Below are 19,302 nucleotides of genomic sequence, written 5' to 3'. Positions count from 1 at the left end.
CCCGGATCATGGACGACTGGGGCAAGAACCATGCCGGGCCTGACAGGCCAACACCCTCACATAACTACAGGATCAAGGGCTACGAAGAAAGTAACGGGGCAACCGGCGGCGCGGCCGCAAGCTACGGCTACGAGCTCGCGCGGCACGCCTCCGCGCCCACCGAGGAGAGCGGGGTACTCGCGCCTATCTCCCGCATATGCCCGATGTTTTAGGCCGTGCGGACGCCCGCCGTCATGTTTCTAATTCGAGTGCGGAGATCATGCCGGGCCCGAGTTGGAGCCGTGCCGCCTTTGCGTTTTCATCGAGGTGGTCAATTCTGCTGGTGCCGGCGATGATCATGGTGTTCGGTGAGTGGGCGAGCTGCCAGGCGAGACCCACTTGGGATGGGGTGGCGTGGAGCTTAGTGGCAGTGGCGATGACCGAAGGCAAGTCGATGACCTTCTGAAGGTTCCCGTATCCGCCGCCGAGGGGAAAGTACGGCACCCACGCGATGCCGTGCTTTTCGCACAGGGCGAGCATGTCCTCATCGCCCCTGCTAACCAAGTTGTAGATGTTCTGCACACAGTCAATCCCTGCGGGCAGCGCTGTCCTGAGCTGGTCGAGGGTGATGTGGCTGAGCCCGATGCCAACGATCTTCCCTTCGTCGCGAAGTGCAGTCATCTCGGCCAGCTGATCCTCGAACGGGACGATCTGGTCACCCTCGGCCAACAGGCCGGGGGTGAAGTCCATGCGACGCAGGTTCACGATGTCGAGCCGGTCTGTGTCCAGGGTGCGGAGGTTTTGTTCGACCGCTTCGCGCAGCTCGAACGGCGTCTGCGCGGCCCCGAGGGGGATCGGGGCATTCGGCAGCGGTTTCGTGCCTGCTTTCGTCGCGATCACGACGTCATCGCGGACCGAGCCGAGCGTGTTTCGCAGTAGCTCGTTGGCGAGGCCATTTCCGTAGAATTGTGCGGTGTCGTAGTGCGTGATTCCCAGATCGAAAGCGTGGCGGAGCACCGCAAGCGCGTTCTCTCGTCCCGCAGCGTCCGTGGCCGTCCGGGTGATTTGCCCCATGCCGTACCCGATCCGAGGGGTGGCGCGGCCGGATAGGGGAAACGTGCCCCCGGGGGTCGGGCGGGAAACGGTCGATGGGATCGGCCCGATCATCGTGTAGCTCCGTTTATGACCTCGGCGACGTCGATCAGTCCGAACCAAGAGTCAGCTGCGCTGCGCATCTGCTCGGTCAGGGACGAATACGGGTGAGGGGTCTTGCCGGCGGCAGTGATCGCCGCGTCGATGTAGTCGCGGACTAACCACACGTCCCGCGGCGCTGCCCCGGCCACGGCGAGGGCGGCCGTTGTTCGTTCCAGCGTCCAGCCCAAGGCTCCTCCGATGTCATCGGGGGTCAGGCCGGAGAGAACGAGGTTGGCGTTTAGTTCGGTGCGCGTGTCGCCGCGTTCAGAACGGGTCAGGGACATGAGAGCTTCTTTCTCACCAATCAGGTGTTGTCTTATCAACAGGATGCGCCTATTGTGTGGATATGTCAACACGCTCGGATCTGACGGCAAGCACGGACGCGACCATACCTTTAAGTCTGTCCGAGCGGGCGTTGTGGTTCGCGTGGAAGCGGGCGCACGAAGTCCTGCGTACCCGCGTCGCCGAGGACGTTCGGGCGGCTACGGGGCTTTCAGACCCCGACATAGCGATCCTGATTCACGCCACCGACGTCGACGCGAGCGTGCGCCAGAATCAGCTCGCAGTCGTGCTCGGCTGGGACAGGACCCGCCTGTCTCACCACTTGACCCGGATGGAGGAGCGGGGTCTGGTCATCAGACGGCGAGTCGCCGGTGGCGTCGAGGTCGAGGTGACCGACGCAGGACTCGAGATCGTCGCCGCGGCGCAGCCGGTCCACGCTGCAGCTGTGCGACGGCACTTGATCGAGCCATTCACCAGCGTGCAGGTCGAGCACCTCAGGCAGGCCCTTGATCGCATCTCCGCGCCCGACTCGATTTAGTTCGCCTGCGCCGCGCGCGACGTTGAGCGCCGCCTCGTCGCGGGCAACGCCCAGGTCAAGTGTGCTGGCGATGTCGACGGCGGTCGTTTGTGCGAGTGTAACGTGACGGCTATCTGCACTGCCCAGGGGCGCTCGTTGAGTCCGTGTGCCGGCGGTTGAGCGACATCGGGGGTCCTCACTCGCACGTCCTCACGGGGTCGGCGAATGACCGGCACGCGTTTCAGTCCGGGGAGCCCGATAGGGAACGCCTGGTGAACGCTCCCTATCGGTGCTTGGATCGTCTATCGCGGTTGAAGGGGCAGCTGTAGGTAGGAGGCGTGCTCGCCTCCGGTGTGCACTACATGCTGGCCGCTGTTCGCGCCGACGTACTCGCGGATGCCGGGCATCATCGTGCCGAGCAGATTACGAGAGCTGACTACGAAGCGCAGCTGCTCCCCCGGGTGGAATACCAGCCCGACCGGCAACAGATCGATTTCGATTTCGATGATCTCACCAGGTGCGAGCTTCTCAACCCGGTCGAAGGTGTGGGCGGGTACTTCATCCGTCGACAGCGTCTCGTCGAGGTGACGCATAGAGACCCGCAGTCGACCGTCCGCGCCTTTGTATTTCAGAATTGTCGCACCGCGGTCGGTGAGGTCGTGTGCGATTGCGCTTTGATTCGGAACCGTGAACGCTTCCAGCGGTGTGCCGTAGGCGTCGAGCTTCTGCACGAGCACGAAGAGGTCCATGTCGTCGCAGTCGCGAGCTTCGACGAAGAGACGCGCCTTCGGGTAGCCCACCAGCACCGTCTCGTCGGCAAAGCGCGTGAGGAAAGACACGGCGTCGGGGTTCGCCGCAACACTGTATCCCACCGGCATCTCGGCAGCGGGCGCCGTGGTGGTAAGGGTGCGCGAGCTGCCGTCGAGGAAAAACTTTGTCGCCGCGGAGCCGGCCGGTGGGAAGCGGTCGGCCGGGATGTCGATCTGGTCGCCGCCTTCAAGGTCGAGCAGTGAATAGCGCACGGGGGGCGTTTGCTCCCAGCCGTTGTCGTGGTCTTTGAGGAAGTGGTCGAAGAAGCGGCGCAGCTCGTCCTGGTGCTGCTCGCCGTAGTAGTCGGGCCACTCCTGGGTGTTGTGGATGCGCAGCCACTTCTGATTCGACGCCATCCGGCGCCACGCACGGAAGGTGCCAGCGGTGTGGAGAGTATTTGAATAGCTGGCCACCACGTATGCCGGAACGGTGATCTTGTCGAACGCCGGAATTTTGTTCTCCCATAGGTCGGTCATCAGCGGGTACTTTTCCGCCTCGCCGATGATGTCTTCTTTTTCGTTCTTGCCGAAGAAGCTGCCTTCTTGAAGCTGGCGGGCAAAGCCTGTATCGGGCATGCCGCCGCGCATCACCAGGTCGCGGTAAACGTCGCTGACGCCTTCCCACGGGTTGATCGCCGCCAGGTGAGGCGGCTGCTCGGCGGCGGCGAACCACTGCGAGACGGCGAGGTAAGAGGTGCCGCTCATGCCGACCTTGCCGGTGCACCACTCCTGCTCCGCCAGCCACTCGATCACGTCATAACAGTCGCGGCCGTCTTGTCGGTCCCAAAGAACGCTGCTGCCCTCGCCGTCGACGATGCCGCGCATGTCCGGGTTGCAGATCGCATAGCCCTGGGCGACCCAATACGCCGGATCGGCGCCTTCGAACTTCTCCAGTCCGGAGACGATCGAGTTGGGCAAACCCACTAGGCCGAACACGCCCATCACGGCGAGTGAGGAGCCCTGAGCCTTACCGTACGGGCTCCACGCCATGATGACCGGCACCTTCTCGGACCCGGCGGGCCGGAACACGTCGGCGTAGATGGTGACGCCGTCGCGCATCTGCACGGGCACGTCTTTCTCGAACACGATGTCAACTGGAAGCGGCTTGAACTGCGGGGCGATCTGGAAGCCCGCTTGGAGGGTTCGGGTTCCGGGATCGAACGCGGTCAGCACTCCGGTGCGCGCCGGGGGCAGCGGGGTGGAAGGGACGTACATTCTCTGGTCTTCGCTCATCGCGGAGCTCCTCTAGTCTCATGATCCTGGACCAACTCTCGGATCGGTGCGAGCGTACGCCCAAAAACTCTATAACTCAACAGGCGTTGAGAAAACGAGGGCGAAAGAGCTATATTGGGACAATGTCGATACAGAAGCAGCCATCACTGACCGTGCGGCGCGGGCGGCGTCCTGGTGGCGTGAACACCCGGGCAGCGGTGCTCGAGGCCGCCCGGGCTCGGTTCGCCCGGGAAGGATTCGCCGCCACCACGATCCGGCTCGTCGCTATGGATGCTGGGGTAGATGCATCCCAGGTGATGCAGTACTACCGGTCAAAGGATGAATTGTTCGCCGCGGTGATGGCTATTACTCCGGCGGCGCTTGAGCGTTTCAGTACCGCATTTGAGGGTCCGGACGAGCACCTCGGCGAACGCGTCGTCCGCGCTTACCTGAGTGCATGGGAAGGCGTGGCCGAGGAGTCGGAGCCGCTGATGGCGATGCTTCGTGGCGCGATCGTCAACGACACCGCGAGCGGGCAGCTGCGCGACTTCATCCAGTCCCGCCTGCTCGACGGCACCCGCGACCGCCACGACCCCGACGCCGTCCTCCGAGCTGGACTCGCATCCTCGATGCTCGTCGGCATCGTCACCGGCCGTCGCATCATCGGAGTACCCACACTCGTCGCAGCCGGCACCGAAAAGCTCGTCGCCGTCGTCGGACCAGCAATCCAACAGATCCTCGTCCCCATAGCAGCAGCCGCGCACCCCAGCACGGGCCCACGCATGAGCGAGCCTGTACAAGGGCAGCAGCTATGACTTTCTTGAGGAGCCGTCGGTCGATCGGGAGTTCGGCGGAACATGCTAGACGACGAAGCGCCAAGCCTCCCGCCCCGGGACAGGCCGAGGCGTCGTTCCTGACCCGCTATGTGACCCGAGGGCTGCCCGCAGCGGCCCCGTCTAACGCGACGGTCTCCGACGCACTGGAATTCGCTCGTACCGGTGCAGACCGGATGGCCATGCACTTTTACCCCACCCCGACCCCCGGGAACGTCGCCGAGCTCGCCGACGCCTGGGATCTGCACCCCCTCCTCCGAGAGGACTTGCTCGCCGGCAACCAGCGCCCCAAACTCGAACGCTACGGTGACGTGCTTTTCCTCGTCGTCCGCTCCGCGCGCTACGACGACACCCGGGAGGAAGTTGACTTCGCAGAATTCCATATTCTGCTCCGCCCGCACGCGGTAGCGCTGCTGTGCAAGAGCGGGAAATGGATCGACGGCAGCGACGGGACCACCATCTCCCAGGAAGACCTCGCCGATCCCGAGCGCCGAGAACGCACCCTCCTCGCCGACGAACACCTCCTCAGCCTCGGACCCGAAGCAGTCGTATACAGGCTCCTCGATGCCATCGTCGATGGCTATACACCTGTCCTCCATGGCCTCGCCATCGACAAGGAACAAATTGAACGACAGGTCTTCAGCGGAGACGCGGCCGTCGCCGAACGCATTTACCGCCTTAGCCAAGAGATCATCGACGTCCAACACACCGTCGCCTCTATGACAGAAGTCCTCCAAGCACTCCGCGGCGGTTTCGGCAAATACGCGATCCCCGACGAACTGCAGACCTACCTTCAAGACGTCTGCGACCACCTCGCCCGCGCCAGCACACACACGGCAGAACTCCGCGACGCCCTCGCCCAAATCCTCAACGTCAACGCCACCCTCGTCGCCCAACGACAAAATGAAGACATGAAGAAAATCTCCGGCTGGGCCGCGATCCTCTTCGCCCCCACCCTCATCGGAGCTATCTACGGCATGAACTTCGACGTCATGCCCGAACTGCACTGGGCATTCGGATACCCCTTCGCGATCGCCCTCATGGTCGGCTTCGCCACCCTCCTCTTCGTAATTTTCAAACGCAGCAAGTGGATGTAGTCGACGAGGTGGCCCGCAACAATAGATACACCCATTTACGAACTGGCCATCGAGGTGGTTAAGGACTAGGGCGCAGCAAAGCGCCCCGTAGCCCATGGCGTACAAGACACTGACATTGCTCCAGAGCGGTGTGAGAAACCAGTTCGATGCGCAGAATTGCGATCACAGAACGCCGCCAAAGAGCGCAAAAGTCACAGCTCGGATCTCATTGACGCAATCCAGTGGAGTCATCGCGCAGTGTGCCTAGCGGAGGTACACGTCAGCTTGACGTCAGATTGCGCAGCGAAATCCGTCCACTTGGAATCGTATTTGCATTTGTTGACAGCACGCTTGTCCGGCTCTTCGAGTTCAACCTGACAGATCGGGTGGTGGGCATAGACGGGTCAGCGAATCGGCTATGTGCGCGTGAGCACCCTCGATCAGAGCACGGCCCGTCAGCTCGACGGCGTCGACGTCGACAAGGTCTTCGAGGACAAGGCCTCAGGTAAAGACGTGAACCGGCCCGAGCTGGAACGGATGATCGATTTCGCCCGAGACGGTGACACTGTGCTCGTTCACTCGATGGACCGTCTTGCCCGTGACCTCGATGACCTTCGCGCGATCGTGCGCCGGCTCACAGCGAAAAAGGTGCGGGTCGAGTTCGTCAAGGAGCAGCTCACCTTCACCGGCGACGACAACGCGATGGCAACCCTTTTGCTGAACGTGATGGGAGCGTTCGCGGAGTTCCAGAGATCTCTGATCCGTGAACGTCAACGCGAAGGTATCCATCTGGCAAAGCAGCGAGGCGCGTACCGCGGTCGCACACCATCGCTGGACGACAAGAGCGCTACCGAGCTGCGCGAGAAGGCCGCGGCTGGCGTCCCGAAAACTGCCCTCGCCCGCCACTATGGCATCAGTCGGGAAACCGTGTATGCCTACCTCCGCGCCGAGGTCTGAACGTCGCATTGGGTGCACGACCGTGAACAGCTGAGCGCTCATGGTCGTTTGCACCGGTCGCGGATACACGCGGCAGGCCGCGGCGCCGGCCTTCGCGTGCTGAACCTGGGCGGCGGTGACGTCGACATGGCGACGCCCATGGGTTCCATGCTGTTCACGATCATGGGCGCACTCGGTCAGACGGAACACGAAATCAAGCGAGAGCGCGTAATCGACTCGGTCGCCAAGCGCCGCGACGCCGGCAAGAATCTGGGCGGCCGCACCCGTATCATCACCGACCGCCAAATCCGAAACGCCCACTACCTCATAGAACGCGGCGAAACAGCGGCCCAGGTCGCGCGCGATCTCGGAATGTCCAGAGCAACCTCCTTCCGACGAGAGTGCGCCATGGGCACCATGCCCGATCAAGTCGCAGCTGACGACACCTTGACAATACGTTGACGCCATATAGCGATCACAAAACGCCGCCAGAGAGCGCCAGCAGTCACAATCGCTTCCGGCGAGATAGGCAGCTCGTAGCGAAGACGAACGAATTCGCTACGACGGTACTTTTGCGGCACCTCACACCGGCCTCCTCGCGATTATGCAAAGGGTCCCGATGAGCACGTCGAGGTCGGTGGAGTCGATGGGTTGTCGCGAGAACCAGCGGCGGTAGTACAGAGGCCCCAACGCGAGCGCTGCGATGGTGTCCGGGTCTGCGTCGGAGGAGATCTCGCCGCGGTCGACCGCTGCCTCCACTATTCGCCGGATCGGTGCCGCCCAAGCCTGCTGCAAAGTCCCTTGAACCTCCGCCACGTCCGGGTCGCGCTCTGCGGCGTCGAGGATCGAGGGCAGCAATCGCGTCCAGCCCTCCGTTTGTAGCCGCTGTGCGAGTTCGACCAGGTGGACTCGGATGTCGGATTCGAAGGCACCGGTGCTGACAAAGTCAACGGACCAGCCGAGCTGTGCGCATGCGTCTAGAAGCAGTTCGGTGCGGGTTGGCCAATGCCGGTAGATCGTCGTCTTTGCAACCCCCGACCGCCGCGATATTTCGTCGATGCTTGCCCCGCCGAACCCTTCTTCCACGAGGAGTGCGTAGGTGTGGGACAGCACGGCCGTTCGCGTACGTTGGACACGCGGGTCGATCCAGGAAGAATCTTTCATGCTCTGGGCTCACCAATCAGGTCTGGGAAGGCCACGTCCGGGCCACACCGGGTGCGGGCATAAAGAAGTTTACGAGCGTGCCATTGTCCGTACGGACAATCATCGACCGGTTACCCCAGGGCTGCGTCGTCGGGTGCTGAATCACGTCCACGGAGTCCTCGAGCTGGTGCTCGATGAGGTCGAGATCGTCAACGTCGAACTCGAGAATCTGAGCACCCGGAGCACAGTCGGACAACTCCGGCGTCGCTGTTGCTAGAGCGGCCGGAGTGCAGAACGCCAGGGCTATCCCCCCGGCGGGCACCTCCATGTAGTCCGGATACCCGGTTGCCTGCTGCCCGAGGAGCTGCGCGAACAGATTGGCGGATGCCGCCACGTCGGCCGTAACGATGCGAATAGATCGAATTTTCATCTTTGCCTCCTTCTAAAGCTACGATACTGTATCGTAGCGTTGTAGTGTTTAGGTGGCAACAAACTACTTAGGCGCAATCGGCAAAGGAGAAGGCAATGTCAGCTATTCAATTGAGCGAAGATGCGTCGCGACTTGCTGGCAAGCGCGTCGTCATCACGGGCGGAAGTTCGGGCCTCGGCGAGGTCGTCGCCGCAGTCCTCGCGCGCGCCGGAGCGCAGGTTACTCTTGCCGTTCGAGATCTGAAACGGGGCCGGGCGGCGGCTGCGCGGATGGATGGACATGTTGACGTAGCCGCCCTGGAGCTTGGCAGCTTGTCGTCCATCGAACGTTTCGCGGACATCTGGGTCGGACCGATCGACGTCCTGATCAACAACGCCGGTGTGATGATGCCGCCACTCGGGCGCACCGAAGACGGCTTCGAGACGCAATTCGGGGTGAACCACCTCGGACACTTCGCTCTCACGGCGCGCCTTCTGCCCTCCATCACCGACCGAGTGGTCACCGTCACATCGGACTACTACAAGTCAGGGTCGATCGACTTCGATGACCCCAACTACCTTCGCCGACCCTACAAACCCGGTAAAGCCTATGCGCAATCAAAGCTCGCCGATCTTCTGTTTGCTGGCGAGCTTGCCCGGCGCCTCGCCCGAGCCGAATCGCCGGTTCGGTCTGTGTCGGCGCATCCTGGGTACGCTCGCACAGGGCTCGCCTCCCATGTCGACAGCGCGGGCTTTCGACTCATGGACAAAGTGATGGGCCCCCTGATCGCTCAGGACGCAAAGGGAGGCGCACGATCCCTGCTCGCCGCCGCAATCTCCGATATCCCAAACGGAACCCTCATCGGCCCTGGGGGCCTATTCAATCTCCGCGGCAAGCCAGTTACTGCACCACTTGATAAAGTGGCCATAGACGAAGACCTCGCAAGGAGGCTTTGGTCGCTCTCCACCGAACTCACCAGTGAACCCTTCGATGCTCCCATCGGCAACGTTTAGCGGCGACGCCGCCTCGCACCCGCCGTCTATCAGCAACAAAACGCCGCCATTGACCAGCGCTAGCCGCAGCTTTGAGCACATCGGGGCCCCGGAATTCCGGGGTACCGCCGCGGCCGACGCAGCTGCTCAATGACGATCGATTCTGATCTAGCGCCCGGTGAGTCATCGGATTCAGCGGGCGACGGCAAAGTGTCTTTACTCCGCCGCTTCTAGAAGTTTCTGAGGCGAAAATGGGAGGGTGAGACATCTTGGGCATACACGGGTCAGCACCAGAAGCCAGGACGCGAAGTTGCAGGTCGATGCTCTGGTCAAATCGGGCGTGCAGGAGCGGGACTTTTTCGCGAAGGTCACCTCGGGCGGCCGGACCGCGATCTCGCGCCCGGGGATGAAGTTGTTGCTCGAGTACGCCAAGCCCAGCGACACCGTCGTCGTCTGGAGGGTTGATCGCCTCGGCCGGTCGCTGATCGAAGTGCTCCACACGGGGAAGCTGCTTCGGGAGCGGGGGGCATGCAGGTGAAAAGCATCTTGGAAGGGATCGATCCGTCGACGACGTCGAGCCGGATGATGCTAAACATGCTCGCCACCTTGGCCGAGTACGAACGCGAGCTGATCACAGAACGGGTGAATGCCGGGATCACGGCAGCCCGGGAAGGCGGCGCCAAGTTCGGTAGGCACCTGTCAGATCCCGTCGTCGTCGCAGGCAAGCTCAAGCTCGTTGACAAGGCCAGTGCAAAAGGTCGGACCGCCGAGGACGCGGCGAAACTTGTCGGATGGAGTCGCGCCACTCTTTACCGCCACCAGCAGGCCCTCACGGCCCGCGAGAGCACCACCGTGTAGGTGCCTCATGGACGCGGCGGAACGGTGGCGTGTTCTTCGACTGCATGTCGAAGACCAGATCCCGCTCGCCGTCCTCGCCCCAGAGGCCGGGCTCTCCGATCGTACGCTGCAGCGCTGGAGCCAACTCTACTTACCACTCCCGAGGGCGCAACGTACCTTGGGTATTTTTCTTCTTGCCGCCGACCAGGTCCCCGAGATTGCCCCAAGCGTTGAGGCTCAATCGCGCGAGCGGAAGCACGAGCGGTAACTTTCTTTCGCCTGATCGGCGGCAGGCTCAGTCAATCCGTCAGCTTGCGGCCCATCACGGGCATGCTGCGGCTCCGCGATCGACACCTCAGCGCAGGCGGCGTCGTCTCGCAGCGGTCCGCGCGGCCTGGAGAGCCGTGTCCAGGAGCGCCCTGACGGGCCCGGCGGTTTCACCCCTTCTCGACGTGACGACCACGGTCAGATCATCGGTCCCGACGAGGTTTCGGTAGACAAGTCCGGGAACAGGGATATCTTGTGTGGGGGCGGGCACGAGCTCTTTGGATCGGAAGTCTAGCGACACCGAGACACCCCAGCGCTGGCCGATTTCTTGCAGCCGTGACTAGTTGAATCAGAGCGGGAGTTCATGTCCGATTTGCTCGATCACCGACTAGGTCGCCCACCTTAAGGAACTTCCGCCTACGCAACTACAGCGAGCAAAGGCGTTCCGTCACGCTACCGCGAGCGAGCTGACGACTTCGACGATTCTGTCTGGACCGCTTCGTCGTCGCTGAGGAGCGAGCGAATTTCCTGTGCTGCGACGGCGAGCGGGGTGCGGAGAGCCAGCTGCTGCGCCCGCGTGAGCGGATCGAACACGAGCTGCCGAACTCGCTCGACATGGCCGGGTGCACTGTCGACCACCTTCTCCATTCCGAGGTCGGTGAGTGTCCCGAGCGTGAATCGTCCGTTCTCAGGATCGGGTCGCCGGGTCACCCATGCATGCTGCTCAAACCTCGCCATCACCTTCGACAGTCTCGGCAACGTGCAGTTGCAGGCGGCGGCGAGTTCGCTCAACCGGATGGTGCGCTCGTCACTCATCGACAGCCGCGCCAGCACGCTGTACTCGAAGTTCGAGAGACCCGAATCGCGCGTCAGTTGTCGATCCAGAAGTGTCGGAAGGGCGATCACGACGGTGAGCAAGTCTTGCCACAGCTGCTGCTGATCGTCGGTCAGCCACCTGGGATTTTGTGTCATAGAGCGAGCGTACCCGGCAAATCGGCGCTTGCCAAGGCAAGTGCATGCGGCTATCGTGACTTGACGAGGCAAGTCCCAACTACTTGAAGGAGTTTCCGTGAAGGCCATCCGATACCACCAGTTCGGCGATACCGACGTCCTACGGTCGGAAGAAGTCGACCAGCCAACCCCCGCCGCCGGCGAGGTGCTGATCCAGGTCGCCGCAACGTCGTTTAATCCGGTCGACGAGCACATCCGCCTCGGTATCCTCGCGGAAGCCATCCCAACCGACTTGCCGATTACGCCGGGGCTCGACGTCGCCGGCACGGTTGTCGCTGTTGGTGAGGGCGTGACGACGATTGCGGTCGGCGACGAGGTCGTCGGTATGTTCCCGCTCGATCAGCACGGTGGCGCCGCAGAGTACGCAGTCATCGCCGCCATTTTCGTTGCGCGTGCACCGCAGAGCGTCGACCTGACGGACGCCGCCGCGCTGCCGCTCACGGGCCTAGCAGCGCGGCAGGCCGCGGTGGAGCTGGCCGACGTGCACTCAGGGCAGACGGTGCTCGTAAACGGTGCGGGCGGCGCCGTCGGCAGCCTCGTCGTCCAGCTCGCGGCCGACGCCGGCGCGACCGTGACGGCGGCCGACTCGCCGCGTCATGCCGACCGGCTTCACGCGCTTGGCGCCACGCACGCGGTCGGGTTCCTCGACCTCGACGCCGGCCCTGCGGCCGTCGGCGGCGTCTTCGACGTGGTCATCAACCACGTCCGGCTCGCCCCGGAGGACCTCGAGAAGCTCTCTGCGTATGTGGCCGATGGCGGTATTGCGGTCAGCTCCGCCGGTGCCGTCCCGGTCGATGAGGCCCGAGGCACCCGCTCGGCGAACGTGTGGGTGACGCCCAACGGTGAACACCTGGCCGATATGGTGGCCCGCCTCGACGCCGGAAGCATCACGCTGAACATCACAGACCGGCGGGCTCTTCACGAGCTGCCCGCGGTACACGAGGCCGCCAGCTCCGGCAGCCTCGCCGGCAAGACCGTCATCACCGTCGGCTGACATCAGATAGCAGGCAGAGAGGTCGGCGTACCTGACGTACGTCGACCTCGGCCGCCTTGTCGTCGTACTCAGAATCACCGAACCACACACGATCGAGAGCATCCGTGCCGGAAGAAGAGTCCACCGCCGACCGTCTGTTGCCGGCGAGTACGGCGATGGCAGCGCCCACGCTGCTTGTCGGCGACATGGAACGGACGAGCGGCTACTACAGCCGCGCGTTTGCCATGGAACCTCTTGGGGAACGGGTCGCTGCCGGGCGACTGCACCGCGTGCTTGAACGCGGTGACGTTCCGCTTGTCAAGCTCATTGAGGAACCCGACCTGCCTAGAGCTCAGCGCAATACTGGGGCCTCTTTCACACGGCTTTCGTGTTCGAGACCAAGGCTGGCCTTGCCTGGACGGTACTCGCCGCCGCGCAACACCCGATCACCCAGTTCGCGGGCGCGGCGGACCACCATGTCAGTGAGGCGTTCTACTTCACCGATCCGGAGGGGAACGGCGTCGAGCTCTATGTCGACCGCCCGCGCTCCTCCTGGCGCTACGCAGGTGGCCAGGTCGTCGTCACGACCGATCCGCTCGACCCCAACAATTTCATTCGTGAAAACCTCGTCGAGCCATCCGCAGAATAGGCGGAAGACCTCGCTCGACGCGTTGGTCACGTGCACCTCCAGGTCGGCGACGTCGCAACTGCGACCACCCTCTACGTCGACACCCTGGGCTTCGCGATGACCGCAAACGCGCCCGGCGCACTCTTCGCCTCAGCGGGCGGCGTTCGCCGACCCAGCCACCTCGGCAAGGCACCCGACGCGGAAGCATCTACGCACCACCAAGAATGCGCGCCACAGGCGCGCCTGATCGCTCGTAACCGAAGCGCCTCCTATCTCATGGGATATGCCACACCAGAAACCGTCTGAATCGTCGCTGATTGGCTCGGACAGCCAGAATCGTTCGTCCTCGGGTTGCTCCTGTTACGCAGTACGATTCCCCCGTGAAGAGAACACCCGTTGGCATGCGAACCTCCGCAGCATCGCTCTTCATTGCGTGGCTGATACACGATGCGGAGGAAGCGTTCACGTTCCCGGCTACATCAAGGATCATCGCCGCGCGGTTGGGATCCTCCCGCATTCTGGTAACTCCGGCCCAGTCCGTGATCGCCATTGCTCTAATGGGCTTGCTCGTCGGAGGGGCGTGCGCTCGGGGTATACAGACCAACGGCAAGTCACGACTGTATCGCGCTGTCACAGCGGGCTTAGAAGCGCATGTGGCCACCCACGTCCTGGCCTCCGTTGTTCTCAAGCGATACACCGCCGGACTGGTTACCGCACCATTCGTAATGCTGCCCGGGGCCCGGATCTCCCGCGCCTCCCTCAGGCGCAGTGCCACGCCTCTCACCGCGGGCGACACCGCGCGAGGAGCTGCCCTGATGTTGAGCGCAGCTCTTGCATCTCATTTCGTCGCCAGACTTGCATGCCCCGGGTCCCGAACTTCATCGTGACTGTCACGGGACCACCACCCAACAGCGTTTGTCTCGTAACCTGAGCGCCTCGCAACCCAAGGGATACCAGACATAGGAGATCGCCTATTCACGCGGCGAGCGGCTGGTGACTTGCCTCGCATCTGGTACTGCCTCGTATCCGTGGGGTTTCGAGACGGTTTAGTCTTAGCCCAAACCCACCCGCGAGCCGCCGCTGACTACGGCTTTCGCTCTTCGGCTAAGTGCACCCGCCCAAGCGTTGCAGCCCGCCAAAATCCTGCTCGCAGCGGCGCTGAAGCAGGAACGCCTCCGAAAACACTTCCGGCCAGTAGCGATGAACTGGTTAGGGGCTAAGCGAGGAGCGTGGCCACCAAGAAGTACCCTGGCACGACCGCCAATAGTGCGATGGCTACTGCGAGCAGAACGCGTACTCGTTTTGACATGTACTTTCCGCTGAGGGTCGAAACGGACAGCGCTGCGCAGAAGAGTGCAGCGCTTCCGGTGAACATCACCATGGTGCCGTCTGACTGGGATACGAAAAGGAGCAGCCCCAGAAAGATCAGGCTCATTACGCCGAAAAAGCTCAACGCGATGTCACGGGGGGAATTATTGCGTGCCGTTTCGGGTGATGTCACACTTCGGCTCCTGCTTAGGTTTCGCGAGTTCGCACTGCTCTCAGCATAGGCACCGACGGCCAGCGGCAGGAGAGCTCCAGGTCGACCGGTTGGGCTTGACGGCATGGCGGATCACGGCTTCGATCGACCTGTCGTCAGTCAGTTCAACCGCGAGCCGAAACGCGCGCCAACCGATCCTCCTACCTGGGTTCCGCTCTGTACAGAAGACCTTGTCTTCCGGGATGCAAGGAGTGGTCGCGGCCTGCGTCACGACGAAGCCTGTCCGCCCGTCGGGTGACTTGTCTTATATCTGGACCTGTCTCGCATCCGTAGGGATACGAGACAGATTCGAAGCACTCGGGCTTTGTCGATGACTCCTCGGGACACCCACTCCCTACTGCCGTTGTTGCAACAAACTAGTGACAGTGCGGCCGCACCTAAGCGGCAGTCGCTCGCGTGCTGATGGCTCGAGGATGATCGGCTATGTCAGCGCGGTTGATTGCAACGGGCGTTATGACGGCACCGAGCGCGATCAAAGCCGCTCCCGCGGCGCAGGCAACTTGCCACTCGAAGGCGTCGTACGCGATCCCGCCCAATAGGGACCCAAGCGCGCTCCCGAAGAGTCCGGCTGCACTATAAAGTCCCATCGATCGCGCAACGCGCCCGTCAGAAATCTCTGAAACTATCGCCTGTTCAATGGGGAACAAGGTCGCCCAAGCGACACCAGTGGCAATCCACAAAGCTGCGACGACCAGAGGCGACTCAGCGAAAGCGAGACCGGCGGCGAAGACCGCGCTCAGGAGTGACGCAGCGACGACCGCCCGGCGGCGTCCGAAATGAATCACGAAACGATGGAGATATGTGGGTAGAACCGCCGCTGCAGTCGACCCTGGCAAAAAGACGAGTGCGATGCCGACAATGCTCAGGTTGAATGCACGTTGAAGATGGAGGAGCAGCAGAATGCCTAGCGCAGCCTCAGCAACGCTGGTTATCGCCACGGCTACCATCAAAGGTCTTAAACGGGACGTGAGGTTAGCGGACGGAGCTTGGTTGACCTCCGGTTTAGTCGATATCTCAACAAAGTCGCTGCGGGGACGGGCGACGACGAGAAACGCTGCGGCAATGACGCTTACAGCCGCCGACGCAACGAATAGCAGCGCGTAGTTCTCAACGAAACCAAGGAAAACTGAGCCCACAACAAATGAAGCCCAAGTCCCAGTTTCTTCAGCCGAGAGTAATTTGGCGAAGGCTCCGCTTGATCGTCCGGACTCCTCGCCGACCATGGCTCGCAAAGCGACCAGGGCAAAGGAGGACCCAATACCCGTAATGGCTGCCGCCGTGAACGCGAGTGGGAGACTCACTTGCACATCGGAAAGAGCGTAGACGCCGAAAGCTAAGGCGATCACAAGGCTCCCCAAGACGGCGACAAGCCCCTTATTGATGGAGTCAGCGATACGGCCAGGAAAAGGCCTGGCGATGAAAGCGATCACAAGCTCAGTGGCCAGCAGCGCCCCAATCTGGCTCGGGTCAGCACCAACAGCCTCGCCCGCCCAGAGTGGAACGATGAATGCCATTAGGGCAACTGGCCCTGTAGTCAGGCTAGCCGCTCGATAAACCCTGGACATGTTCCCCGTTTGAAGCTCGCTAACGATGAGCGCAAGCATAGGGACGACAGGTTACCTATCCCATCCCCCCCGAAGGGGGCCTCCGCGTCGGCAGGCGACGTGTCTCATATCCGACGTGTGCCAAAACCCATGGGATATGAGGCACAGGAGATCGCCTTGTCGTGTGAATCACGGCGCTAAATGGCGGCTTGTTGGCAGCGCCGATTGTCACGTAGGTGCGCGTATTCCGATCGCACATGGACCACGGAACACACTCAAACTTGATTTGAAGGGTGAACTTGATATTTGTTGCAGGTATCTCCACCGTGATCACGGTCCTGGCCGTTGTCGGGCAGCGCAAGGGGTGGGTCGACTTCTCCTGGAATCAGAAGCGTCGAGGCGGGTCAATGACAATCGCCGATGAGGCATTCAATCCGACACATTATGAAGCACAGGTGGAGATGGACCGCCAGACGATCTTGCCCGCGCCGGCCCCTCTGCCCGGCGACGACGACAAGGGCACTTACCGGGGAATTGTTCGCATCAAGATTTGACGGTCATGCCGACTAGCTCCACTCGTGACTGACCGTCGAGCAGTCCATGGTTGACCTAACTTATTCGCACGACCTGGCCGACGATCCGTTGCGCAGGCGGCTCGCAACATACGTGGCTCGTATCCCATAGGATACAAGACGCTGACTATCCGCTCTGAGCCCACGCGGAGAACCAGGTCGATGCGCCAAATAGCGATCACAAAACACCGCCACAAAGCGCCAAAAGTCACAGGTACTGGGGTAGGACGCCGAGCAGCGGGGTGCGCCGCTATGGTTCAGGATGTGAGCACCGCTACGCACGCCCCGCCCGCACGGTTGTCGCCGGCCGCCCCTCCCCGGTGGGCGCGTGTCGCCGCGCACATCGCGGCATTGACCCCGCTTCCCTCTGCGCTATGGCGGGTCTCGCTCGTCCTCGGGTTCTCCGGCGGATTCACCGAGCGAGGACTGGTCGATCTCGACGTCGCCGGTTGGGGCTGGATCTATCTCCTGGGACTCAGCGTGCTCACCGAGTTGGCCGCCCTGCTCACCCTCGGCCTCGTCCAGCCGTGGGGAGAGACGGTGCCTCGATGGTTGCCCCGCCTCGGCGGTCGCCCTGTCCCGACGAAACCGGTCGTCGCCGCAGCGTTGATCGGCACGGTCGTGCTGATGGCATTGTGGACTCCACTGCTCCTGTGGTGGACCATCCCGCACTCCGACATGACGGCGGCTGGGGCGACCGTGGTTGGCATCCTCTACCTCCCGCTGGTCGCGTGGGGCCCCCTCCTCGCAGCTGTGACCGTCTCCTACGCCCTGCGACACCGTGCAGCAGCTGGGGAGTGGCGGCCTACCTAGTTGACCGGCGGGCGCGTTCCAGTGCCGATACGTCTCCTCGAAGCCTGCCGCCGTGGACCGCAGCGCTTGACGGTGGCGATCCCGGGGCACTGCATGACAGCCGGTGTCCGGTAAGGGGTCGACTAGCGAGCTTTCCCCCGCAGCCGGCGTCCCGTATCGGACGTTCGCATTAACGGTCAGGGGGGGGGGGGAGATATCAGCGCACAGCGGCGCTAGCGTAATCCTCATGCTCCGCCGCGACTCGACTGACGCTCTGATTCAAGAGCGGATACGTATCTGTGAAGGAGCATGCAACGAACTGGTCCGTGCGGGCGAGCTATGCGCAGAGGAATTTCTGTCGTTGCCCGGTGATGGAGAAATCACAGAGTGCTTCTTAGCCGTTGAGATCGGAATTGTGACAGTCAGAGTGCTGTCATGGACGACAAGTACTAACCACGCAGCAGCGATTTCAATCCTCGACGCCTGCGTGGAAGCCTGCACAGAGTCAGTGACCGCATGCGAGCGAATGGCTCAGCTCCACCCCAACTGGGCCACTTGCACAAAAGCACGCCATCGCGTGAGCAACGCCTGCACAGACCTGCAAGTCGCCCTATCCGTCCGATAGACGATCGCCAATCCGGCACTCGTCGCGAGGCTTTCCGGGCGAACTTAGCTAGAAGGCCCCCTAACTGGCTTTTCGCTGTATTTGGACCTGCCACACTGGGCCAATGGGGTGGAAAGAACTGGCGGCATCGTTGTTCGCATCGTTGGCTACGCTTGGATGGCCGGTAGCTGTTGTGGTGATCGCGCTTGTGCTTTTAGGGAGGTTCCGCGCGGAATTCGCAGCACTTATCGGACGGCTCCGGAAGGCGAAGCGGGCCGGCGCAGGACTTGATTTCGACTTTGCCGAGCGCGTGGGCGAGGTCGAGGAATCTGCAGTGCAGGTCGTCGTGGAAGAGGAGATTCCCGAGGCGACCCTTCCACCCCGTTCGTCAACTATCGAGCCTGTCGCGGCCATGATCCTTGCGTACGAGATGCTGGGAACGCAACTTGTCGACTTATATGAAGCGGTGCGTCCACATAAGATGTGGCCACCTACAAGAGACAACCTGGACGGGTCGGTTCAGAGTACGGCTCAGATTCTTAACCAACTGACCAGCGAAGGCATGATCTCCCTAAAGGCCTTTAACGTGATCAGCGAGCTGCGGTACCTACGCAACGCTGTCGTTCACGGCCGGGTGCTTCCCGATGCCGCTCAGGCCGCTCAATTCCTCGACGCTGCCGACGACATGCAGCGTTACATCGCTGAGCAGACTCGTAAGGTCGAGGATTTCGACGCGGCGTTAGACGCAGACTAAACGTGGGATTGACTCGCACATACAGCGTGCTCGGAATACGCGCCGAGTAGATCCACCTGCTTCCACCGAAGGGCATTTATGCGTCCGATAGGGGATCGCCTACCGAGCGCTCCCCGACCGCTCTGCCAAATGGGTGGCGCCCAAGGAACGCGGTGTACATCCATCCCGATCTTCTTGGCGCGACTGCCGTAATCCCCAATCGAGGTTCTCACCCCGAAGAAATGCATAAGTAAGCAGGCGGGGAAATTTTGGATTTCGGTACAGGTACCGCCATGTTCGTGGCGTTGGTTGGGGTGATCGGGTGGGTGACTTCTGAGGTCGTCCGACGATCTGATCCACGCCGGCTCGAGCAGCTCTCCGCTGTGATTGATCACGTCTCCGCGGGCAGCGCACAACAC

The 19,302-nt window shown here is 62.3% G+C and carries 21 protein-coding genes and 2 pseudogenes; 15 read left to right on the top strand and 8 right to left on the bottom strand.

Features of this window, described 5'->3' with window-relative positions:
- Positions 1-212, top strand: a 212-nt coding sequence (locus E3T19_RS19265; protein WP_206750440.1) for a hypothetical protein, incomplete at its 5' end; no start/stop codon positions are given.
- A 19-nt stretch (positions 213-231) separates the two neighbouring features.
- Here E3T19_RS19265 and E3T19_RS04495 read toward each other — a convergent pair.
- Positions 232-1,146, bottom strand: coding sequence for an aldo/keto reductase (locus E3T19_RS04495; protein ID WP_134408216.1), 915 nt, complete (start codon positions 1,144-1,146; stop codon positions 232-234).
- Entirely contained in the window at positions 1,143-1,457 is a 315-nt protein-coding gene (locus tag E3T19_RS04490) for a DUF2316 family protein (RefSeq protein ID WP_134408215.1), read from the bottom strand. The genes E3T19_RS04495 and E3T19_RS04490 overlap by 4 nt, the downstream gene beginning before the upstream one ends.
- Before the next feature lie 62 nt (positions 1,458-1,519).
- Here E3T19_RS04490 and E3T19_RS04485 point away from each other — a divergent pair, with 62 nt between their 5' ends.
- Positions 1,520-1,993, top strand: a complete 474-nt coding sequence (locus E3T19_RS04485; protein ID WP_134408214.1) for a MarR family winged helix-turn-helix transcriptional regulator — start codon at positions 1,520-1,522, stop codon at positions 1,991-1,993.
- A 281-nt stretch (positions 1,994-2,274) separates the two neighbouring features.
- Here the strand turns inward: E3T19_RS04485 and E3T19_RS04480 are convergent, their stop codons facing one another.
- A complete protein-coding gene (locus E3T19_RS04480; protein WP_134408213.1) occupies positions 2,275-4,014 on the bottom strand; it encodes a CocE/NonD family hydrolase in 1,740 nt (579 codons plus the stop codon).
- Positions 4,015-4,136: 122 nt separating this feature from the next.
- Between E3T19_RS04480 and E3T19_RS04475 the strand changes: the two genes are divergently transcribed.
- From E3T19_RS04475 to E3T19_RS04460, 4 genes and pseudogenes are all read left to right on the top strand, one after another.
- A complete protein-coding gene (locus E3T19_RS04475; protein ID WP_134408212.1) occupies positions 4,137-4,808 on the top strand; it encodes a TetR family transcriptional regulator in 672 nt (223 codons plus the stop codon).
- A 200-nt stretch (positions 4,809-5,008) separates the two neighbouring features.
- Positions 5,009-5,923 (top strand): magnesium and cobalt transport protein CorA, encoded by a 915-nt coding sequence (locus E3T19_RS04470; protein WP_241980010.1) that lies wholly within the window; start codon positions 5,009-5,011, stop codon positions 5,921-5,923.
- A gap of 390 nt (positions 5,924-6,313) precedes the next feature.
- Positions 6,314-6,859 (top strand): recombinase family protein, encoded by a 546-nt coding sequence (locus E3T19_RS04465; RefSeq protein ID WP_134408210.1) that lies wholly within the window; start codon positions 6,314-6,316, stop codon positions 6,857-6,859.
- A gap of 75 nt (positions 6,860-6,934) precedes the next feature.
- Positions 6,935-7,300 (top strand): annotated as a pseudogene (locus tag E3T19_RS04460) (recombinase family protein); the annotation flags it as partial.
- 120 nt (positions 7,301-7,420) lie between these two features.
- Here the strand turns inward: E3T19_RS04460 and E3T19_RS04455 are convergent.
- Both E3T19_RS04455 and E3T19_RS04450 read right to left on the bottom strand, forming a co-directional pair.
- Entirely contained in the window at positions 7,421-7,951 is a 531-nt protein-coding gene (locus tag E3T19_RS04455) for a TetR/AcrR family transcriptional regulator (protein WP_198418766.1), read from the bottom strand.
- Positions 7,952-8,018: 67 nt separating this feature from the next.
- Positions 8,019-8,411 (bottom strand): VOC family protein, encoded by a 393-nt coding sequence (locus E3T19_RS04450; RefSeq protein ID WP_134408207.1) that lies wholly within the window; start codon positions 8,409-8,411, stop codon positions 8,019-8,021.
- 95 nt (positions 8,412-8,506) lie between these two features.
- Between E3T19_RS04450 and E3T19_RS04445 the strand changes: the two genes are divergently transcribed.
- Both E3T19_RS04445 and E3T19_RS04440 read left to right on the top strand, forming a co-directional pair.
- A complete protein-coding gene (locus E3T19_RS04445; RefSeq protein WP_134408206.1) occupies positions 8,507-9,403 on the top strand; it encodes an SDR family NAD(P)-dependent oxidoreductase in 897 nt (298 codons plus the stop codon).
- Positions 9,404-9,641: 238 nt separating this feature from the next.
- A pseudogene (locus E3T19_RS04440) lies at positions 9,642-10,240 on the top strand (recombinase family protein).
- 699 nt (positions 10,241-10,939) lie between these two features.
- Here the strand turns inward: E3T19_RS04440 and E3T19_RS04430 are convergent.
- Complete coding sequence (locus E3T19_RS04430; protein WP_134408204.1) at positions 10,940-11,458, bottom strand: MarR family winged helix-turn-helix transcriptional regulator; 519 nt, start codon at positions 11,456-11,458, stop codon at positions 10,940-10,942.
- Between the two features lie 97 nt (positions 11,459-11,555).
- On the opposite strand from E3T19_RS04430, the gene E3T19_RS04425 reads away from it, so the two are divergent.
- The 4 genes from E3T19_RS04425 to E3T19_RS19585 all read left to right on the top strand — a co-directional run bounded on the left by E3T19_RS04425 (position 11,556) and on the right by E3T19_RS19585 (position 13,985).
- Positions 11,556-12,491, top strand: a complete 936-nt coding sequence (locus E3T19_RS04425) for an NADP-dependent oxidoreductase (RefSeq protein ID WP_134408203.1) — start codon at positions 11,556-11,558, stop codon at positions 12,489-12,491.
- Between the two features lie 367 nt (positions 12,492-12,858).
- Positions 12,859-13,119, top strand: a complete 261-nt coding sequence (locus tag E3T19_RS04420) for a hypothetical protein (protein ID WP_134408202.1) — start codon at positions 12,859-12,861, stop codon at positions 13,117-13,119.
- Between the two features lie 30 nt (positions 13,120-13,149).
- Positions 13,150-13,404 carry a hypothetical protein gene (locus E3T19_RS19590; RefSeq protein WP_370294252.1) on the top strand — a complete coding sequence of 85 codons (255 nt, stop codon included), beginning with the start codon at positions 13,150-13,152 and terminating at the stop codon, positions 13,402-13,404.
- A 95-nt stretch (positions 13,405-13,499) separates the two neighbouring features.
- Positions 13,500-13,985 carry an HXXEE domain-containing protein gene (locus E3T19_RS19585; RefSeq protein ID WP_370294253.1) on the top strand — a complete coding sequence of 162 codons (486 nt, stop codon included), beginning with the start codon at positions 13,500-13,502 and terminating at the stop codon, positions 13,983-13,985.
- A 329-nt stretch (positions 13,986-14,314) separates the two neighbouring features.
- On the opposite strand, the gene E3T19_RS04410 is transcribed toward E3T19_RS19585, so the two are convergent.
- Complete coding sequence (locus E3T19_RS04410; protein WP_134408200.1) at positions 14,315-14,599, bottom strand: hypothetical protein; 285 nt, start codon at positions 14,597-14,599, stop codon at positions 14,315-14,317.
- 416 nt (positions 14,600-15,015) lie between these two features.
- Positions 15,016-16,152: an MFS transporter gene (locus E3T19_RS04405; RefSeq protein ID WP_166788791.1), complete on the bottom strand. Its 1,137-nt coding sequence runs from the start codon at positions 16,150-16,152 to the stop codon at positions 15,016-15,018.
- A gap of 437 nt (positions 16,153-16,589) precedes the next feature.
- On the opposite strand from E3T19_RS04405, the gene E3T19_RS18870 reads away from it, so the two are divergent.
- From E3T19_RS18870 to E3T19_RS04395, 3 genes are all read left to right on the top strand, one after another.
- Positions 16,590-16,736, top strand: a complete 147-nt coding sequence (locus E3T19_RS18870; RefSeq protein WP_166788790.1) for a hypothetical protein — start codon at positions 16,590-16,592, stop codon at positions 16,734-16,736.
- Between the two features lie 282 nt (positions 16,737-17,018).
- Positions 17,019-17,567: a hypothetical protein gene (locus E3T19_RS04400; protein ID WP_198418765.1), complete on the top strand. Its 549-nt coding sequence runs from the start codon at positions 17,019-17,021 to the stop codon at positions 17,565-17,567.
- A gap of 707 nt (positions 17,568-18,274) precedes the next feature.
- On the top strand, positions 18,275-18,904 hold the full coding sequence (locus tag E3T19_RS04395) for a hypothetical protein (RefSeq protein ID WP_134408197.1): 630 nt from the start codon (positions 18,275-18,277) through the stop codon (positions 18,902-18,904).
- Positions 18,905-19,302: the final 398 nt, after the last annotated feature.

This window comes from Cryobacterium sp. TMT4-31 (assembly GCF_004403385.1).
GTDB classification, from domain to species: domain Bacteria; phylum Actinomycetota; class Actinomycetes; order Actinomycetales; family Microbacteriaceae; genus Cryobacterium; species Cryobacterium zongtaii.
This window is presented reverse-complemented; position numbering and strand designations above follow the sequence as displayed.

Bases quoted from the DNA above. Each gene is read 5' to 3' on its own strand.
- E3T19_RS18870 (WP_166788790.1), top strand. From the start codon at position 16,590: ATGACAATCGCCGATGAGGCATTCAATCCGACACATTATGAAGCACAG.
- E3T19_RS04445 (WP_134408206.1), top strand. From the start codon at position 8,507: ATGTCAGCTATTCAATTGAGCGAAGATGCGTCGCGACTTGCTGGCAAG.
- E3T19_RS04470 (WP_241980010.1), top strand. From the start codon at position 5,009: ATGCACTTTTACCCCACCCCGACCCCCGGGAACGTCGCCGAGCTCGCC.
- E3T19_RS04480 (WP_134408213.1), bottom strand. From the start codon at position 4,014: ATGAGCGAAGACCAGAGAATGTACGTCCCTTCCACCCCGCTGCCCCCG.
- E3T19_RS04395 (WP_134408197.1), top strand. From the start codon at position 18,275: ATGGGGTGGAAAGAACTGGCGGCATCGTTGTTCGCATCGTTGGCTACG.
- E3T19_RS04450 (WP_134408207.1), bottom strand. From the start codon at position 8,411: ATGAAAATTCGATCTATTCGCATCGTTACGGCCGACGTGGCGGCATCC.
- E3T19_RS04405 (WP_166788791.1), bottom strand. From the start codon at position 16,152: ATGGCATTCATCGTTCCACTCTGGGCGGGCGAGGCTGTTGGTGCTGAC.
- E3T19_RS04485 (WP_134408214.1), top strand. From the start codon at position 1,520: ATGTCAACACGCTCGGATCTGACGGCAAGCACGGACGCGACCATACCT.
- E3T19_RS19585 (WP_370294253.1), top strand. From the start codon at position 13,500: ATGCGAACCTCCGCAGCATCGCTCTTCATTGCGTGGCTGATACACGAT.
- E3T19_RS04475 (WP_134408212.1), top strand. From the start codon at position 4,137: ATGTCGATACAGAAGCAGCCATCACTGACCGTGCGGCGCGGGCGGCGT.
- E3T19_RS04495 (WP_134408216.1), bottom strand. From the start codon at position 1,146: ATGATCGGGCCGATCCCATCGACCGTTTCCCGCCCGACCCCCGGGGGC.
- E3T19_RS04490 (WP_134408215.1), bottom strand. From the start codon at position 1,457: ATGTCCCTGACCCGTTCTGAACGCGGCGACACGCGCACCGAACTAAAC.
- E3T19_RS04430 (WP_134408204.1), bottom strand. From the start codon at position 11,458: ATGACACAAAATCCCAGGTGGCTGACCGACGATCAGCAGCAGCTGTGG.